Source organism: Rhizobium sp. Root1334, from assembly GCF_001426665.1.
Classification (GTDB): Bacteria; Pseudomonadota; Alphaproteobacteria; order Rhizobiales; family Rhizobiaceae; genus Pararhizobium.
In genome coordinates this window covers 293,101-311,171 of the sequence record NZ_LMEY01000029.1, presented here as the reverse complement: position 1 = coordinate 311,171, position 18,071 = coordinate 293,101, and the positions used below count along the sequence as shown (strand labels likewise).

Below are 18,071 nucleotides of genomic sequence, written 5' to 3'. Positions count from 1 at the left end.
GCATCTTTGCCGGAACCGATGCCATGACAGCCCAAACAGTCCCGCTTGCCCATTCCCCAAACGCCGCCCGCACCGGCGTGTTGATCATGCTGCTTGGCATGTTGATGTTTTCGCTCAACGACGTGATGGGCAAGTGGCTGGTTTCGACCTATTCGGTTCCCCAGTTGATGACGATCCGCAGCATAGCGGCGCTGATCGTGCTGACGCCATTTTTCATCAAGCGTGGTTGGCGCAGCCTGGTCCAGGTCGACCGGCCATGGCTGCATGCGCTGCGCTCGCTGTTGTTCGCAATCGACGCGTCTGCCTTCTATTTCGCCGTTGCCTACATGCCTCTGGCTGATGCGATGACCTATTGGCTGGCAGCACCGATCTATGTCGCGGCCGCTTCGCCGTTCCTTCTGGGCGAGAAAGTCGGCTGGCGGCGGTGGACGGCGATCCTGATCGGCTTTGCCGGGGTGATCGTTGCGCTGGAGCCGTCGTCCAAGAGTTTCTCGCTGCCGGCGCTGATTGCGCTGGTCGGTAGCGCTGCGTTTGCCTTCGCTCTGCTGCTCGGACGAACCCTGCGATCGACGCCGGATACGACATTGATCTTCTGGCAGTTGAGCGGTGCGCTGATCTTCTCTCTGGTTGGCGTCGGTGCCAATACGGCCGGTTGGGCGCCGCTGGACCTGGAAGCGGTGGCCTGTCTCAGCCTTTTGGGTATCGTCGCCATGCTGGCGCATATTCTCGTCAGCCGCTCGTTGAAGCTCGCAGACGCAGCGACCGTCGTGCCACTGCAATATACGCTTCTGTTCTGGGCGGTGGTGTTCGGCTGGCTATTCTTCGGCGATACGCCGCGTTGGACCGTTGCCCTCGGCGCAGCGCTGATCGTCGCATCCGGCCTGTTCATCTTCTTCCGCGAACAGCAGCTGAAACACCGGGGCAAGGCCAAGGAATAGCGTTTTACGGACGTTGGACGCCGGTTGCCGTTACATAGATCGCGTAGACCGATTGCGTCGCGGTGATGAACAGCCGATTACGGCGCGGGCCGCCGAAGGTGAGGTTCGAGACGCCCTGGGGGATACGGATTTTGCCGAGCAGCGTGCCGTCCGAAGCAAAGCAATGCACCGCATGGCCACCGCTGGTCCAGAGATTGCCGTTGGTATCGAGACGAAAGCCGTCCGGGCGGCCTTCGTCGAGATGGCAGAAGACCGCGGAATTGGTCAACCGCGTACCTTCCACATCATAGACCCGGATATGGGCCGGTGCCGTATCGTCCGGATTGGTGCCGCTGTCGGCAACGTAGAGCTTGGTTTCGCCCGGCGAGAAGGCAAGGCCGTTCGGCTGGAGGAAATCGCTGGCGGCGGCGGTCAGCGCGCCGGTCACCGGGTCAAGCCGGTAGATGCCGCGTTTGTCCTGTTCCGGCGCTGATTTGTAGCCCTCATAATCAGACAGGATGCCGTAGGTCGGATCGCTGAACCAGATGCTGTTGTCCGAGCGCACCACGACGTCATTGGGCGAATTCAGCCGCTTGCCCTCGAAACTGTCGGCAAGCACGGTGATCGAGCCATCCGGTTCAGTGCGGGTCACGCGGCGGGTGCCGTGTTCACAGGAAATCAGCCGTCCCTGGCGGTCACGGGTATGGCCATTGGCGAAATTCGAGGGATAGCGATAGACCGAGACGCCGCCATCGGGCACCCAGCGCAGCATGCGCTGGTTGGGAATATCGCTCCACAACAGCTGCTGCGCGTCGTCAAACCAGACCGGCCCTTCGGCCCAGCGGCAGCCGGAATGCAGCTCTTCAAGCACGGCGCTGCCAACGATCAGCGAGCGGAAACGAGGATCGTGGATTTCGTAGAGCGATGGGCTGGGCATGGTCCGTTCCCGTGTTCCTGATGGCGCCGTTTCTCATCCACCCGCAACGATAAGGATCGTTTCGGGAGGCTCCCTAGGTGTGAGCGTAGGATGTTGGGATCGAAACCACAAGAACGCATGGCGAAGGCTGCAAGAGCCCGGCCGATTAGGGCCGGGCCTTGCTGGATGTCACGCCGTGAAGGCTGCGTTCATCAGGGTCTGGGTGTAGTTTTCACGCGGCGCCTCGAAGATCGCGTCGGTATCGCCTTCCTCGACGACCTTGCCGTTCTTCATCACCACCACGTAGTCCGACATCGCCTTGATCACGGACAGGTCATGGCTGATGAAGATATAGGAGAGCCCATGCGTCTTCTGCAGGTCGCGCAGGAGATCGATGACCTGGCCTTGCACCGAGCGGTCAAGCGCCGAGGTCGGTTCATCCAGGATGACGACCTTCGGCTTCAGGATAATGGCGCGGGCGATGGCGATACGCTGCCGCTGGCCGCCGGAGAATTCATGCGGATAACGGTTGCGGGCCGCCGGATCCAGACGAACTTCCTTCAGCGCCTCAATGGCCCGCTTGTCGCGCTCGGCACGGCTGAGCTGTGGCTCGTGGACATAGAGCCCTTCGGTGATGATTTCTCCCACCGTTTGGCGTGGCGACAGGGAGCCGTACGGATCCTGAAAGACCAATTGCAATTGCCGGCGCAGCGGCCGCATGGCCGAGCGGCCGAAATCGGAGATATTGGTCGCTCCAAACTGATAGCGGCCTGAGCTCGGTATCAGCCGCAGGAGTGCGCGGCCAAGCGTCGATTTGCCGGAACCGGATTCACCGACGATGCCGATGGTCTGGCCTTCCTTCAGCCGGATATTGACGCCATCGACCGCGCGGAAAACGCCTGCCTTCTTGCCGAACAGACCGCCACCGGTGGCATAATCGACCGAGACATTCCTGCCTTCGAGCATGACCGGTGCGGTTTCGGCCGGTGACGCCTTGCGGCCATGCGGCTCAGCGGCGAGCAGCATCTTGGTATAGTCGGCCTGCGGCCGCTCGAAGATATCGGCTGTCGTTCCCGTCTCGACCACTTCGCCGCGGCGCATGACCGCGACGCGGCTGGCGAAATGCTTGACGATGCCGAGGTCATGGGTGATCAGCACCACGGCCATGCCGAACTTGGCCTGCAGCGAATTGAGGAGGTCGAGGATCTGCGCCTGGATGGTGACATCGAGCGCGGTCGTCGGTTCGTCGGCGATCAGGATGTCGGGATCGTTGGCAAGCGCCATGGCGATCATGACGCGCTGACGCTGGCCGCCGGACATTTCATGCGGGTAGCTGTCGATGCGTCGCTTTGGATCGGGAATGCCGACCAGCTCCAGCAATTCGAGCACGCGGGCTCGGGCTTGGCTGAATGTGCCACCGCGATGCTGGACGATCGGTTCGGCGATCTGCCTTCCGATCGTGTAAAGCGGATCGAGCGAGGTCATCGGCTCCTGGAAGATCATGGTGATCTTGGCGCCACGCACCTTGTTCAGCGCCTTCAGCGGCAGCCCGACCAGTTCCTGGCCGCGATACTTGGCCGAGCCGGCAACCCGGCCGTTTCCGGCCAGCAGACCCATGATGCCCATCATCGTCTGGCTTTTGCCGGAGCCGGATTCTCCGACGACAGCCAGCGTTTCCCCGGCCTTGATGTCGAGATCGATGCCCTTGACCGCCTGCACGTCGCCGTCGGGCGTTGTGAAGGTGACCTTGAGGTCGCGGACGGCGAGAATTGTTTCCCGTGAATCATTCATGTCAACGGTCCTTCGGGTCGAGCGCATCGCGCAGGCCGTCGCCGGCGAAATTGAGCGAGAACAGGGTGAGAACGAAGAAGATCGCCGGGAAGATCAGCAGCCACGGTGCCGACTGGATATTGTTGGCACCTTCCGCAATCAGCGCGCCCCAGCTCGTCAGCGGCGCCTGAACGCCGAGGCCGAGGAAGGAGAGGAAGCTTTCAAGCAGGATGACCTTCGGCACGACGACAGTCACGAAAACCACCACGGGACCGATCGTGTTCGGGATGATGTGACGGCGGATGATCTGCCAGTCCGTCAAGCCGAGCGCTTGCGCCGCCCCGATGAATTCGCGCCGCTTCAGGGCCAATGTCTGACCGCGCACGATGCGGGCCATGTCCAGCCATTCCACCGCGCCGATGACGAGGAAGATCAGGATGAACGAGCGTCCGAAGAACACGACGAGCACGACGACGAGGAAGACGAAGGGCAGCGAATAGAGGATTTCGACGAACCGCATCATGACGTTATCGACGCGGCCACCGATATAGCCGGAGGTGGCGCCGTAGAGCACGCCGATGCTGAGCGAAACGAGGCTGGCAAGCAGGCCAACGGCGATCGAGATCTGGCCGCCGAGCATGACGCGCGCCATCAGGTCACGGCCGTTCGAATCCGTGCCGAAGAAGAAGTATTCGCGGGCGACCTGACCGGTCAATTTCAGGGTCTTTCCGTCATCTTCCGTTGCGACGACCTGCGTGCCCTCAAACTCGTTGGCACGGTCGAAGTAGCGCGTTGTGCGCGGATCGATCGGCTTGTCGGAGGTGACGATTGCCGTGAAGGTCTGGCCTTCGACGGCAAATTCCTTCAGGTCGACGCGGGCGCGGCCCGCAACGCCTTCCATGACATCCTGCAGGCTCGACGCATCCGGCCGGGGTTCCAAGCTTGGCGCCACCGAGACATAGGACGGAAACACCTGATCATAGGTATGGCTGATGAAATAGGGGCCGAGGAACGAGAAGAGCGCGATCAGCGCCAGCACGACGCAGCCGGCCATGGCGGCGCGGTTGCGGCGGAAACGCATGGCGGCAAGTTGGAACAGGCTTCGGCTGGCTGTTTCCGGCGGTAGTTCCGTGGTGACGATATCAGTCATGGCGAACCCTCGGATCGAGAAGGCCGTAGAGAATGTCGACCAGCAGATTGAAAACGATGACGAAGATGGCGATCAGCACGACGGTGCCCATCACCAGCGTGTAATCGCGATTGATGGCGCCCAGCACGAAATAGCGGCCAACACCGGGAATGGTGAAAATCGTCTCGACCACGGCCGAGCCGGTAAGGAGTGCCGCAGCCGCAGGCGCCAGATAGGAAACGACCGGCAACATGGCAGCGCGCATCGCATGGGTGATGACGACGGTGCGGGCGGGCAGGCCATAGGCGCGGGCGGTGCGGATATGGTCGGTGTGCAGCGCTTCGATCATCGAGCCGCGCGTCAGGCGCGCAAACACCGCCAGCTGCGGCAAAGCAAGGGCAATCATCGGCAGGATCAGGAAGCGCAGCGAGCCATCGCCCCAGCTTCCGGCCGGGAGCCAGGAGAGCGTGATGGCGAAGACAAGTGTGAGAACGGGGCCGACGACAAAGTTCGGGACTGTCACGCCAACGGTCGAGACCGACATGATCAGGAAGTCGAGGGCGCTATTTTGCCGGAGAGCCGCAATCGTGCCAGCCAGAACGCCGCCAAAAAGTGCGAGCAAGAGTGCATAAAAGCCAAGTTCCATCGAATAGGGCAAGCCCTTGCCGATCAGCTCGGCGACCGTGTTGTCCTTGTAGACATAGCTCGGTCCGAAATCGCCTCTGACGGCATTACCGATGTAGGAAACATACTGGCTCCAGAGCGGCTGATCGAGATGGTACGTGGCCATCAGGTTCGCCATCGTCTGTGGCGGCAGCGGGCGCTCGAGATTGAAAGGACCGCCCGGCGCGAACCGCATCAGGAAGAAGGAAATCGTGACGACGATGAATAGCGTCGGCACGGCGCTCGCAAGGCGGCGCAGAACAAAGGAGATCATGGTCTTACTCCATGACGCGCGGCGGCATCAGCCGCCGCGCGTCAAAATCCGTTATTCGGAAACGCTCAGGAAGCGGCTCAGATGCTGGTTTGCAGCATTGTCCTGCCAGCCCTTCACCCTGCTGGACACCAGCCAGAGGTCTGCCTGGGTCAGGAACGGCGCGACCGGCTGTTCCTTCATGAGGATGGCTTCAGCTTCATGAAGCGTTTTGGAGCGGGCCGCCGGATCGGTTTCCTCGTAGGACTTCTTCATCAGCGCGTCGAACTCAGGGTTCTCGAAATGGCTGTAGTTGAAGGTCTTGTTTGAGGAGGCGCTGAGCGCCAGGAAGTTTTCGGCGTCGGCATAGTCGGCAACCCAGCCAGCGCGGGCAACGTTGAACTTGCCGCCTTCCTGCAGATAGGCGTAGTGCGAGGAAACGTCGAGATTGACCAGCGACACCTTGGCGCCGAACGTGTTCTTCCACATGTCGGCGACAGCGGTTGCGACGCGTTCATGGTTCGGGTTGGTGTTGTAGCGGATTTCGATCTCGAGCGGCTTGCCGCCTTCGCCGTAGCCGGCTTCCTTCATCAGCTTGAGCGCTTCGTCTTCGCGGTCGAGCTGCGATTTGTCTGCAAAATCGGCCTTGGACGGATCACCGTAGCTTGCCATGCCCGGAGGCACCATCGAGTAGGACGGCAGCTGCGAGCCCGAATAAATTTCCTTGGCCAGGAAGTCACGGTCGACGGCCATGGACAGCGCGCGGCGGACGCGAACGTCGTCATAGGGCGCCTGGCGGGTGTCGAAGTTGTAGTAGTAGGTGGCGAGCGTCGGCGAAACGTGGACCTGATCGCCGTGAGCAGCGCGCAGGCGGTCCAGCTGGTCGGCCGAGAAGTTGTAGGCCAGATCCATTTCCTTGGCCTCAAACCGGCGTACGGAGGCTGCCTGGTCGTCGATCGGGTAGAAGATGACCTTGTCGATCTTGACGTTTGCCGCATCCCAGTAGGAGGCGTTCTTTTCAGTCGTCAGGCTGTCGTTCGGGGTATGGGCGACGAGCTTGTAGGCGCCGTTGGAGACCATCACGCCCGGCTTGACGAAATCGGCGCCGTTCTTTTCGACGCTGGCCTTGGAGACCGGCAGGGCGGTCTGGTGGGCGAGAAGCTCAAGGAAGAAGGGGGTCGGACGTTCAAGGGTGATTTCCAGCGTCTTGTCGTCGATGGCCTTCACGCCGAGCTGATCGACGGGCACTTCACCCTTGTTGATCTTCTGGGCATTCTTGATCGGGAAAAGGATGTTGGCATAGCCGGCTGCGGTCTTCGGATCTTCAACGCGCTGCAAGGAGAAGACGAAGTCGCCAGCGGTAACCGGGGAGCCGTCGGACCAGTTGGCATTGGCGCGCAGCTTGAAGGTGTAAACGAGACCATCGTCCGACAGATCCCAGGTTTCGGCAGCGCCGGGAACGATCTTGCCGGCAGCGTCATAGATCGTCAGGCCTTCGTAAAGGTCCTTCAGGATGAACTCTTCGATGTTGATCGAGGTGTGTGCCTGGTCGAGCGTTTGCGGCTCGCCGGCATTGCCCCGGTGCAGAACGGTTTCAGCGAGCGCGGGGCTCGCGCCAATGAGAATCGATCCAAGCAGCATCGCTGTACGGAGGTTGATTTTTGCAAAAGTCATTTTGTTCTCCTTCCCCTCTTTTTAGGTTGTGAAGCGGCGAGAGAATGCCAAATCTATTCCAAAGGCAAGGCTCTTTGTGTCGCGCCTAACGCCGCCATGTCGCTGACGGACAGATATTTATAGCGCCTCGGTTGCATTTCAATCGCGCCATTTTCCGGGAGGTTTGCGCTATCTGAACCGATGTTCCGGGAGGTTGCCGGTCATCAATGCGCAAGTTCGAGTATTATTTTTGGCAGTTTACGTAATATGTATTCGCGATCTGCTGTTCCGTCGAAATGAACTTGCATCCGTCCTTCTCGCAGCGGCGCGAAGTCCGCGAATGTGCGCGCTGGAACGTAACGGGTACATATATCGGGCGATCAACTTATAATTGTGTTCGCCGGTTTGTCAAAAAAATTCAGGATAATCTACGTGCAGCACTCGACCTGTAACGTTTCCGTAGGCCAGGCGGCACCATTTCCGCCGCGGCGGTGGTTGCCAAACCCGGATCATCAATTATGGTGCAGGCAAATCCGCTCCCAACATTCGCCAGGAGGCCTGGTCGCGATACCAGTTGGCTTTTGTAGGGAATACTTCTGCTCAAGCGGAGAATAAGGTGCGCGCGTCATGATCAGAAATGATGGCGCAGAGACAACGGGAGACTTCTGACTATGGCATTGATCACCTTGCGGCAGCTTTTGGACCACGCCGCCGAACACAATTACGCGCTGCCAGCGTTCAACGTGAACAATCTGGAATATATCCAGGCTGTCATGCGCGCCGCCGATGCCACGGATTCTCCGGTCATCCTGCAGGCAAGCCGCGGCGCCCGCGCCTATGCTGGCGACGCCTTCCTGCGTCATCTGATCCTAGGGGCCACGGAAGAATACCCGCATATTCCGGTCTGCCTGCATCTCGACCATGGCGACCAGCCCTCGACCTGCATCTCGGCAATCACCAACGGCTTTACGTCGGTGATGATGGACGGTTCGCTGCTCGCCGACGGCAAGTCGATCGCTTCCTATGAATACAATGTCGGCGTCACGGCTGAAGTCGTGAAGATCGCCCATGCTGCCGGCGTATCGGTTGAAGGTGAACTTGGCTGTCTCGGTAACCTGGAAACGGGCGCCGGCGAAAAGGAAGACGGCCATGGCTTCGAAGGCAAGCTGTCGCGCGAGGAACTGCTGACCGATCCGGAGCAGGCTTTCGACTTCGTCGAAAAGACCGGCGTCGATGCGCTGGCCGTCGCGATCGGCACCAGCCACGGCGCCTACAAGTTTACCCGCGCGCCGGACGGCGAAATCCTGTCGATCGACACCATCGCCAAAATCCACAAGCGCCTGCCGAACACCCATATGGTCATGCATGGTTCGTCCACCGTTCCGCAGGACCTGCAGGACCTGTTCAACGAATTCGGCGGCAAGATGAAGCAGACCTGGGGCGTGCCGCTCGCCGAAATCCAGAAGGCCATTCCGCTCGGCGTCCGCAAGGTCAATATCGATACGGACCTGCGCCTCGCCTTCACCGGCGAAATCCGCAAGCATCATCTGCAGAACCCGGACAATTTCGATCCGCGCAACTACCTGAAGCCGGCGACGGCCCGCATGGTCGAAGTCTGCAAGGAGCGCTTCATTGCCTTCAATGCCGCAGGCCAGGCTTCGAAAATCCGCGTCAAGCGTCTGCCCGATATGGCAAAGGCCTATTCAAAGGCCAGCTGAGAATGCATTGTGGCGGGAACCTTTCCCGCCACATCTTTCTTTGAGGCACCTGAATGAGCTTTCCGCTGTTTGACCTGTCCGGCCGGCGTGCGCTGATCACCGGCTCCAGCCAGGGTATCGGCTTTGCCTTGGCGGAAGGTCTTGCGGCGCATGGCGCCGAGATCGTCGTCAATGGCCGCGATGTCGAAAAGGTCGCTGCAGCCGTTTCTGCTTTGCGGGATAACGGCCATGTCGCCAATGCGGCGGCCTTCGATGTGACCGGCCGAGACTCAGCCGCCGAGGCGATTGCCATCATCGAAAGCGAAATCGGTGCGATCGATATCCTGATCAACAATGCCGGCATGCAGTTTCGCTCGCCGCTGGAGGATTTTCCGGCCGACAAGTGGGAGCAACTGCTGGCAACCAACATTTCCAGCGTCTTTTATGTCAGCCAGGCGGTGGCCCGGTTCATGATCGGCCGTGGCCGTGGCAAGATTATAAATATCGCCTCGGTCCAGAGCGAACTCGCCCGTCCCGGCATCGCGCCCTATACCGCGACCAAGGGTGCCGTCAAAAACCTGACGCGCGGAATGTGCGCCGACTGGGCGCGCCACGGATTGCAGATCAACGCAATCGCGCCCGGTTATTTCCGGACGCCGCTCAATCAGGCCCTGATCGACAATCCGGAGTTTTCAGATTGGCTGGAAAAGCGTACACCCGCAGCGCGCTGGGGCAATGTCGAAGAGCTGGTCGGCTCGGCTGTTTTCCTGGCGAGTAACGCGTCTTCCTTCGTGAATGGACACACACTTTATGTCGATGGTGGTATCACAACATCTCTCTGAAAATTCCGGCCTGCCGGTCATCGTCATGGGTGTCAGCGGCTGCGGCAAGACTTCGGTTGGTGAACGGCTGGCCGCTGCCTTGAATTGCGGGTTCATCGAGGGCGACAGCCTGCATCCGCCTGCCAATATCGAGAAAATGTCGGCTGGCATCCCGCTGGATGATGACGACCGCTGGCCTTGGCTCGATATCATCGGCGGTTTGGTCGGCGATAGTGTTGCGCGTGGCGAGCGGGTTATCGTGTCCTGTTCGGCGCTGAAGAAAATCTACCGCGACCGGTTGCGGGCTGCGGCTGGTGGCCATCTGGCTTTCGTTTTTCTGGAGGGATCGCGCGCCGTTTTCGACAAACGCATGAAGGCTCGCGCCGGTCATTTCATGCCGTCTTCCCTACTCGACAGCCAGTTCGCAGCGCTGGAGCCGCCGATTGTCGAACCGGGTGTCGTGACCGTCGATGTCGATCTGCCGCTTGCTAATATCGTCGAAAAGGCGCTGGCCGGACTGCAAGATTTGTCGACACGCTGAGGCGCCCTTCCGGGCAAAAGCGCTTTACAACGCTGCCTGCCTTTGATCTGTCAGACGCCAATATTGTCTGGATTTCAAGGGAAGAGGAACGATGAAACTTTTGCGCTATGGGCCGCTTGGCTCCGAAAAGCCGGGTGTTCTCGACAAGGACGGCCAGATTCGCGACCTGAGCAGCGTGATCGCCGACATCGGCGGCGAGGCGATCAGCGACATAGGCTGGGCGAAGGGGCTGGATATTGACAGCCTGCCCGTGGTTGGCGGCAGCCCGCGGTTGGGCGCCTGCGTTGCTGGCACCGGCAAATTCATCTGCATCGGCCTGAACTATGCCGATCATGCCGCCGAAACTGGGGCAACCGTGCCGCCAGAACCGGTGATCTTCATGAAAGCGACATCGGCAATCGTCGGCCCGAACGATGACGTGCTTATTCCGCGCGGATCGGAAGCGACGGATTGGGAGGTCGAACTCGGCGTGATTATCGGCAAGAAAGCCAAATACGTGTCCGAATCCGATGCACTGGAGCATGTTGCCGGTTACTGCGTCATCAACGACGTGTCCGAGCGCGATTTCCAGACCAAGCGCTCCGGCCAGTGGACCAAGGGAAAATCCTGCGACACGTTTGGCCCGACCGGTCCGTGGCTTGTGACCAGGGACGAGATTGCCGATCCGCAGAACCTGAAGATGTGGCTGACGGTCAATGGCGTCAGCAAGCAGAACGGGTCGTCGAAGACCATGGTTTATGGCGTTGCGCATGTGGTCAGCTATCTCAGCCAGTTCATGACCCTGCATCCCGGCGATATCATTTCAACCGGCACGCCGCCGGGCGTCGGCATGGGCTTCAAGCCGCCACAATATCTGAAGGCCGGCGATGTCGTCGAGCTCGGGATCGAAGGCCTCGGCACGCAGAAGCAGACTTTCGTTGCCGACGTTTGATTGCTGCGGTTAACCTTGGTAAGGGCGCGGTGTTTCGGCACGGCGCCCTTTTTCATGCGCTCACGTATCGATCTTCAGCTTGACGCGATCGGCGGCGAAGCGGGTGCGGGAAAATTGCACCGGCACGCCCTCCGGGTCGGCATTGATGGCGGTTGCCTCAATGACGATGGCGCCGGGGGAAAGGCGAAGTAGCGCCAGTTCCGCCGCATCGGCGTGGCGCGCCACCAGTTCGGTTGAGACGCGCACGTAATCCACCAATCCCTGCGCCATGAAGGCCTTGGTAATCGAGTGCAGGCGTTCGAATTCTTCGGCCATGGCCGGAAACCGGCCTTGTGGGAAGAAACTGGTGGAGCAGGAAACCGGCCGCCCATCGGCGCTGCTGACCAGATCAAGCTGGATGCAGGACGCGCCAGGGGGAATTTTCAGGCCGGCGGCGACTTCGCCAGCGGCCGGCAAAACCGCTTGGGCCAGAAGCTTTGCCTCGGTCTCGCGGGCCTGACCTCCCAGCCCTTGTGAAAACCGGGTGCGCCGCGAAATCGGAAAACTCAGCCGCTCCTTGCGCTGGATTATCGTGCCCCGGCCCTGAATCGCTTGCACCAGTCCTTCATCGGCAAGCGCGGCGAGAGCGCTGCGCACCGTATGACGGTTGACACCGAACTGTGCGGCGAGCACAATTTCGGGTGGCACCATGCCCGTCTGGTCGTAGTCGCCATTGCTGATCGATAACCGGATAAGATCGGCGATCTGCCGCCACAATGCGACCCCGGTCTGACGCTCAACCGCTTTTTTAGCATTCATGTCACAAGCCCGTCATGTGGACATTCTAAAAGCAGAACATCAAATGTATTGTTGTCTATATTAATAGACATTTCGGACGGAAGCAATGGACGCGATCAAAGAAAATACCGGCACGGCGGTGAGCGAGCGAAAGCGGGCGATGGGCCTGCTCGCCCGTGCTTCCACGGAAGAACTACAGGCAAGCTGGCTGGCGATCGAGCCCAAGCCGGAGGTGCATCCTGTGCGCGGGCCTGAAACCGGCCTCGTCATGGTGCGTGGTCGCGTCGGCGGTGGCGGCGATCCCTTCAATCTCGGAGAAGCGACGGTGAGCCGCGCAACGGTGCGTCTCGCCTCGGGCGAAATCGGCCATGGGCAGTTGCTCGGCAATGACCGGGAAAAGGCGCGCCTCGCTGCGATCTTCGATGCGCTTCATCAGCGGCCGGAACATCGGCCGGCTGTCGACCAGCTAATTGATGCGGTGGAAAGCCGCATTCAAGCCGAAGACCGCAAACATGCCGAACAAACGGCGGCGACACGGGTCGATTTCTTCACCATGGTCCGGGGAGACAACTGATGGGCGCTCAAACCGAAATCCATGCCAGCGCCTATGCCGGCGCGTTCGCCGATCCGGTCTTCCAGTCGCAGTCGGTGTTCCGCGCGCTGATGGATGCCATGGCGCGTCCGGGCACGATCACGCCGCTCGGCGCCTCTGCCACGCCGCCCGCACCGCTCGGTGCCGGTGCCGGAGCAATCGCGCTGACGCTTTGCGATGACGGCACGCCCGTATGGCTGACAAATGCCCTGGTTCAATCATCTGTTCCCGCCTGGCTGTCCTTCCACGCTAGCGCGCCGGTGACAAACGTCAAGCCGGAGGCACGTTTCGTTTTCATCGAGGCTGGCGGTATTGTTCCGGGCTTCGATCAGTTTGCGCTCGGCACGCAGGAATATCCTGACCGTTCGGCCACTCTGGTGATCGAGATCGCCTCGCTGACCGGCGGACCGGAGTTTGTTGCCGCGGGACCGGGCATCAAGGATGAAACCATCATCGCGCCTAAAGGCCTGCCGGATATCTTCCTGACGCTCTGGGCGGAAAACCAGGGCCTGTTCCCTCGCGGCGTCGATCTGATCCTCGTTGCCGGCACCGATGTCCTGTGCCTGCCGCGCACCACAAAACTTCGCCGCCGGGAGGTCTGAACCATGTATGTTGCTGTCAAGGGCGGCGAAGCCGCTATCGCCAATGCGCATCAGCTTCTCGCCGACCGCCGCCGCGGTGACCGGTCTCTACCGGCCATCTCGATCGACCAGATCGTCGCGCAGCTCGGCCTTGCGGTCGACCGCGTGATGGCGGAAGCCTCGCTCTACGATCGGGAGCTCGCTGCTCTTGCCGTCCGTCAGGCGCGCGGAGACATGATCGAGGCGATCTTCATTCTGCGCGCCTATCGCACCACCTTGCCGCGTTTCGGCATGTCGGTGCCGGTGGATACCGCAAAAATGAAGATCGAGCGCCGCATTTCGGCGACCTACAAGGACTTGCCCGGCGGCCAACTGCTCGGCCCGACATTCGACTACACCCACCGCCTGCTCGACCCGTCGCTGCTGACCGATGAGCCGGTTGCTGAACCCCTGCGCCGGACGGTAGACGAAAGCTCGATGATGCGGGTGTCCGACATCCTTGCCGGCGAGGGCCTGATCGAGAGCGACGGCCATATGCCGGAGGATCACGTGCCGGGCGACCTGACACGCGAGCCGCTGGAATTTCCGCTGAACCGCGATTTGCGCCTGCAGGCTTTGGCGCGCGGCGACGAAGGCTTTTTGCTGGCGCTCGCCTACTCGACCCAGCGTGGTTACGCCCGCACTCATCCCTTCGTTGGCGAGGTCCGCATCGGCGAGGTCGAGGTCGAGCTCGATATTCCCGAACTTGGTTTTGCCGTATCGCTCGGCCCGGTCCAGGTGACCGAGTGCCAGATGGTCAACCAGTTCCAAGGCTCGGCCAAGAACCCACCGCAGTTTACCCGCGGTTACGGCCTGGTGTTTGGCCAGAGCGAACGCAAGGCGATGGCGATGTCGCTGGTCGACCGGGCGCTTCGCGCAGAGGAATTTGGTGAGGATATTGTCGCCCCGGCGCAGGACGAGGAATTCGTCATCTCGCATTCCGACAACGTCCAGGCGACCGGTTTCGTCGAGCACTTGAAACTTCCGCACTATGTGGACTTCCAGGCCGAACTCGATCTCGTCCGCCGTATGCGCGCCGAGTACGATGCACGCAACGGGGTGGAGAAGAATGATCCCATCCGGGATGCGGCCGAATGATAGAGGACCTCTCCCACATCACCTTCGTCGTCAGCGATCTTGAGAGGATGACCGGCATTCTCCAGACCGTCTTCGGCGCGAAACAGGTCTATGCCAGTGATGAGATGCAGTTCTCGCGATCTGCGGAAAAGTTCTTCACGATCGGCGATCTCTGGATCGCCATCATGCAGGGCGAGAGCCTGAGCGAGCGCACCTACAACCACGTCGCGTTCAAGATCCGTGACGAGGATATCGACATCTATCTGGAGCGCATCCAGTCGCTCGGCCTTGACCTCATGCCACCACGGCCGCGTGTCGAAGGTGAGGGCCGCTCGATCTATTTCCATGATGCCGACAATCATCTGTTTGAACTTCACACCGGCACGCTCGCCGAGCGGCTGGATACCTATTCCCGTTTGAAGGAGGCAGCCGAATGACTGACCTTGCCACCTACAATTTCGCTTACCTCGACGAACAGACCAAGCGGATGATCCGCCGGGCGATCCTCAAGGCGATTTCGATACCCGGCTATCAGGTTCCGTTTGCATCGCGCGAAATGCCGATGCCCTATGGCTGGGGCACCGGTGGCGTGCAGGTCACGGCGGCGATCCTCGGACCAAAGGATGTGCTGAAGGTCATCGACCAGGGCGCCGACGACACGACCAATGCCGTCTCTATCCGCGCCTTCTTCCAGAAGGTTGCCAATGTCGCAGTGACCACCAAAACCCGCGAAGCGACGATCATCCAGACGCGCCACCGCATTCCCGAGGAGACGCTGACGGCCGGTCAGACGCTGGTTTATCAGGTTCCGATTCCCGAACCGCTGCGTTTCCTCGAGCCGCGCGAGACCGAAACCCGCAAGATGCATGCGCTGGAAGAATACGGCCTCATGCATGTGAAGCTTTATGAGGATATCGCCCGCAACGGCCACATCGCCACGACCTATGCCTATCCGGTCAAGGTCGAAGGCCGCTACGTCATGGATCCGTCGCCGACCCCAAAATTCGACAATCCGAAAATGCACATGTCGGAAGCGCTGCAGCTGTTCGGTGCCGGACGTGAAAAGCGCATCTACGCGGTTCCGCCCCATACCGACGTCGTCAGCCTCGATTTCGAGGATCATCCGTTCGAGATCCAGCATTTCGACAAGCCCTGCGCGCTGTGCGGCGCCGAGCACGTCTATCTCGATGAAGTCGTTCTCGACGACAAGGGCGGACGTATGTTCGTCTGCTCGGACACCGACCATTGCGAGGATCGCCGCGAGCATGGTCATGCGGGCGAGATGCTGGCGCGGCAGGAGGCGGCCGAATGAGGGGTTTGGTAGCGTATTCGGCTTGCAAGCTGCCGCAGGCTCCCACTTCTCCCCAGCGGGGAGAAGTGCCGAGCGAAAGCGAGGTGATGAGGGGACCTTTCCGCACACTCCGAAATGGCCGCACCGCCCCCTCATCCGGCCCTGCCGGCCACCTTCTCCCCGCTGGGGAGAAGAGGAAGCAAGCCGCCGCTCGCCTTCCTTCAAGCACTTACTTGCTCAACATGGAAATCGCCCCATGACCCAGACACCGCTTCTCAAAGTCAACGACGTGTCGAAATTCTACGGCAGCCGCATCGGATGCCGCAATGTATCCTTCGAGCTGTGGCCCGGTGAAGTTCTTGCCATCGTTGGTGAATCCGGCTCAGGCAAGACAACGTTGCTGTCCTGTCTCTCCACCCGGCTGATGCCCAGTTCCGGCATTGTCGAATACCATATGCGCGACGGCCAGTACCGCGATCTTGCCCGTATGGGGGAGGCGGAGCGCCGCTTCCTGATGCGCACCGATTGGGGCTTCGTGCACCAGAACCCGGCCGATGGCCTGCGCATGACGGTGTCTGCCGGTGCCAATGTCGGCGAGCGGCTGATGGCGGTCGGTGATCGGCACTATGGCAATATCCGCGCTACGGCCGCCGACTGGCTGCGCCGCGTCGAGATCGAGGAAGACCGCATCGACGATCAGCCGCGGTCGTTCTCGGGCGGCATGCGCCAGCGCCTGCAGATCGCCCGCAACCTCGTCACGTCCCCGCGTCTGGTGTTCATGGACGAGCCGACCGGAGGTCTTGATGTCTCTGTTCAGGCCCGCCTGCTCGATCTGGTGCGCGGCCTCGTGCACGACCTCGGCCTTTCGGCGATCATCGTTACCCATGACCTTGCGGTCGCACGCCTTCTGTCCCACCGGATGATGGTGATGAAGGATGGTTTGGTGATCGAGCAGGGCCTGACCGACCGGGTGCTTGACGATCCGCGCGAGCCGTACACCCAGCTCCTCGTTTCCTCCATTCTGCAGGTCTGAGCATGGTTCCGAAAAGTGGAAACCGGTTTTCGGACCAAACCATGCTCCAAAAGGAGAAATAGTCATGGCCACTCCCCTCGTTGTTTCCGAAGTCGCCAAAAGCTTCACCATGCACCTGCGCGACGGTATCCGACTGCCGGTCGTCAATGGCGTGTCGTTCTCCGTCAAGAAGGGCGAGTGCGTCGTGCTCGGCGGTCCGTCCGGTGTCGGCAAGAGTTCGATCCTGAAAATGCTCTACGGCAACTATGCCGTTGATGCTGGCCAGATCCTGATCGAGCATCAGGGCCACCTGGTCGATCTCGCTCATGCAGCCCCCCGCGCGGTGCTGGAAGTCCGGCGTGATACGCTGGGTTATGTCAGTCAGTTCCTGCGCGTCGTTCCGCGCGTGTCGGCACTCGATGTCGTTGCCGAACCGCTTCTGGCGCGCGGGGTCGAGCAGGCCGCAGCGCGTGAAAAAGCGTCCGGCCTGCTGGCGAAACTCAACCTGCCGCGTGAACTCTGGCAATTGCCGCCAGCCACTTTCTCGGGTGGTGAGCAGCAGCGTGTCAACATTGCCCGTGGCTTCATTACGGATCATGCGATTCTGCTGCTCGACGAGCCGACGGCATCGCTTGACGCGACAAACCGCCGTGTCGTTGTCGAGATGATAGCCGCCAAGAAGGCCGAGGGTGTTGCCCTGCTCGGTATCTTCCATGACGAGGAAGTGCGTGACGCCGTCGCCGACCGCATCCTTGATGTATCTGCCTTCTCGCCGCGAAAGGCTGCCGCATGAGCCAGAAGCTGAGCGAAGAGCCGACGATCCATGCAACTGCCACCGTCAACCAGTCGACGCTTGGCCGTTACACGGAAGTCGGTGATCGTTGCCGCCTCGACGAGGTCGAGTTCGGGGATTATTCCTATATCGAGCGCGACGGCATGATCTGGTGCGCGACGATCGGAAAATTCGCCAATCTGGCGGCATCCGTTCGCATCAATGCCACCAACCATCCGACCTGGCGGGCGACGCTGCACCATTTCACCTACCGCGCCTCGAACTACTGGCCGGACGCGGACATGGAGCAGGATTTCTTTGCCTGGCGGCGCGAAAACCGCGTCGTCATCGGCCATGATGTCTGGATCGGCCATGGTGCGACGGTGCTGCCCGGGGTCACGATCGGCAACGGCGCGGTCGTCGGTTCGGGAGCGGTCGTCTCCAAGGATGTCGAACCCTACACCATCGTCGGAGGCGTTCCGGCCAAACTGATCCGCGAGCGTTTCGGCAAGGATATTGCCGGCCGTTTCGAAAAACTGGCCTGGTGGGATTGGGATCACGGCAAGCTGCGCGATGCCCTCGACGATTTCAGAATGCTCGATGCGGACGCATTCCTTGCCCGTCACAATGCCTGACGTTTGC

19 protein-coding genes are annotated in these 18,071 nt (G+C 60.8%); 13 read left to right on the top strand and 6 right to left on the bottom strand.

Going from position 1 to position 18,071, the window contains the following annotated elements; genetic code table 11:
* The first annotated feature begins 23 nt into the window (after positions 1-23).
* Entirely contained in the window at positions 24-938 is a 915-nt protein-coding gene (locus ASD36_RS26340; protein WP_060502851.1) for a DMT family transporter, read from the top strand.
* A gap of 4 nt (positions 939-942) precedes the next feature.
* Here the strand turns inward: ASD36_RS26340 and ASD36_RS26335 are convergent, their stop codons facing one another.
* The 5 genes from ASD36_RS26335 to ASD36_RS26315 form a co-directional block, all read right to left on the bottom strand.
* The gene (locus ASD36_RS26335; RefSeq protein ID WP_060502598.1) at positions 943-1,854 is read right to left on the bottom strand and encodes an SMP-30/gluconolactonase/LRE family protein; all 912 of its coding nucleotides are present in this window, start codon (positions 1,852-1,854) and stop codon (positions 943-945) included.
* 168 nt (positions 1,855-2,022) lie between these two features.
* Entirely contained in the window at positions 2,023-3,624 is a 1,602-nt protein-coding gene (locus ASD36_RS26330) for an ABC transporter ATP-binding protein (RefSeq protein ID WP_060512063.1), read from the bottom strand.
* Position 3,625: 1 nt separating this feature from the next.
* Positions 3,626-4,753: an ABC transporter permease subunit gene (locus tag ASD36_RS26325; protein WP_060502600.1), complete on the bottom strand. Its 1,128-nt coding sequence runs from the start codon at positions 4,751-4,753 to the stop codon at positions 3,626-3,628.
* Positions 4,746-5,669 carry an oligopeptide ABC transporter permease OppB gene (oppB, locus tag ASD36_RS26320; protein ID WP_060512061.1) on the bottom strand — a complete coding sequence of 308 codons (924 nt, stop codon included), beginning with the start codon at positions 5,667-5,669 and terminating at the stop codon, positions 4,746-4,748. Before oppB ends, ASD36_RS26325 begins: the two co-directional genes overlap by 8 nt.
* Before the next feature lie 51 nt (positions 5,670-5,720).
* Positions 5,721-7,319 carry a peptide ABC transporter substrate-binding protein gene (locus ASD36_RS26315; protein ID WP_060502602.1) on the bottom strand — a complete coding sequence of 533 codons (1,599 nt, stop codon included), beginning with the start codon at positions 7,317-7,319 and terminating at the stop codon, positions 5,721-5,723.
* A gap of 650 nt (positions 7,320-7,969) precedes the next feature.
* On the opposite strand from ASD36_RS26315, the gene fba reads away from it, so the two are divergent.
* The 4 genes from fba to ASD36_RS26295 all read left to right on the top strand — a co-directional run bounded on the left by fba (position 7,970) and on the right by ASD36_RS26295 (position 11,288).
* A complete protein-coding gene (gene fba / locus ASD36_RS26310; RefSeq protein ID WP_060502603.1) occupies positions 7,970-9,016 on the top strand; it encodes a class II fructose-bisphosphate aldolase in 1,047 nt (348 codons plus the stop codon).
* A 53-nt stretch (positions 9,017-9,069) separates the two neighbouring features.
* Entirely contained in the window at positions 9,070-9,837 is a 768-nt protein-coding gene (locus tag ASD36_RS26305) for an SDR family oxidoreductase (RefSeq protein WP_060502604.1), read from the top strand.
* A complete protein-coding gene (locus ASD36_RS26300) occupies positions 9,806-10,357 on the top strand; it encodes a gluconokinase (RefSeq protein WP_244481949.1) in 552 nt (183 codons plus the stop codon). The genes ASD36_RS26305 and ASD36_RS26300 overlap by 32 nt, the downstream gene beginning before the upstream one ends.
* 91 nt (positions 10,358-10,448) lie before the next feature.
* Entirely contained in the window at positions 10,449-11,288 is an 840-nt protein-coding gene (locus ASD36_RS26295) for a fumarylacetoacetate hydrolase family protein (protein WP_060502605.1), read from the top strand.
* Between the two features lie 60 nt (positions 11,289-11,348).
* Here ASD36_RS26295 and phnF read toward each other — a convergent pair whose 3' ends face one another.
* Positions 11,349-12,086 (bottom strand): phosphonate metabolism transcriptional regulator PhnF, encoded by a 738-nt coding sequence (gene phnF / locus ASD36_RS26290; protein WP_060502606.1) that lies wholly within the window; start codon positions 12,084-12,086, stop codon positions 11,349-11,351.
* An 85-nt stretch (positions 12,087-12,171) separates the two neighbouring features.
* Between phnF and phnG the strand changes: the two genes are divergently transcribed.
* The 8 genes from phnG (at position 12,172) to ASD36_RS26250 (ending at position 18,064) form a co-directional block, all read left to right on the top strand.
* Positions 12,172-12,639 carry a phosphonate C-P lyase system protein PhnG gene (gene phnG, locus ASD36_RS26285; protein WP_060502607.1) on the top strand — a complete coding sequence of 156 codons (468 nt, stop codon included), beginning with the start codon at positions 12,172-12,174 and terminating at the stop codon, positions 12,637-12,639.
* A complete protein-coding gene (gene phnH / locus ASD36_RS26280) occupies positions 12,639-13,259 on the top strand; it encodes a phosphonate C-P lyase system protein PhnH (RefSeq protein ID WP_060502608.1) in 621 nt (206 codons plus the stop codon). Before phnG ends, phnH begins: the two co-directional genes overlap by 1 nt.
* Positions 13,260-13,262: 3 nt before the next feature.
* Positions 13,263-14,375, top strand: a complete 1,113-nt coding sequence (locus ASD36_RS26275) for a carbon-phosphorus lyase complex subunit PhnI (protein WP_060502609.1) — start codon at positions 13,263-13,265, stop codon at positions 14,373-14,375.
* A complete protein-coding gene (gene fosX, locus ASD36_RS26270) occupies positions 14,372-14,791 on the top strand; it encodes a FosX/FosE/FosI family fosfomycin resistance hydrolase (RefSeq protein WP_060502610.1) in 420 nt (139 codons plus the stop codon). Before ASD36_RS26275 ends, fosX begins: the two co-directional genes overlap by 4 nt.
* Positions 14,788-15,666: an alpha-D-ribose 1-methylphosphonate 5-phosphate C-P-lyase PhnJ gene (locus ASD36_RS26265; protein WP_060502611.1), complete on the top strand. Its 879-nt coding sequence runs from the start codon at positions 14,788-14,790 to the stop codon at positions 15,664-15,666. The genes fosX and ASD36_RS26265 overlap by 4 nt, the downstream gene beginning before the upstream one ends.
* Positions 15,667-15,901: 235 nt before the next feature.
* Positions 15,902-16,678, top strand: coding sequence for a phosphonate C-P lyase system protein PhnK (gene phnK, locus ASD36_RS26260; protein WP_037097042.1), 777 nt, complete (start codon positions 15,902-15,904; stop codon positions 16,676-16,678).
* A gap of 64 nt (positions 16,679-16,742) precedes the next feature.
* Positions 16,743-17,450 (top strand): phosphonate C-P lyase system protein PhnL, encoded by a 708-nt coding sequence (phnL, locus tag ASD36_RS26255; protein WP_060502612.1) that lies wholly within the window; start codon positions 16,743-16,745, stop codon positions 17,448-17,450.
* Positions 17,447-18,064 (top strand): DapH/DapD/GlmU-related protein, encoded by a 618-nt coding sequence (locus ASD36_RS26250; protein ID WP_060502613.1) that lies wholly within the window; start codon positions 17,447-17,449, stop codon positions 18,062-18,064. Before phnL ends, ASD36_RS26250 begins: the two co-directional genes overlap by 4 nt.
* The last annotated feature ends 7 nt before the right edge of the window (positions 18,065-18,071 follow it).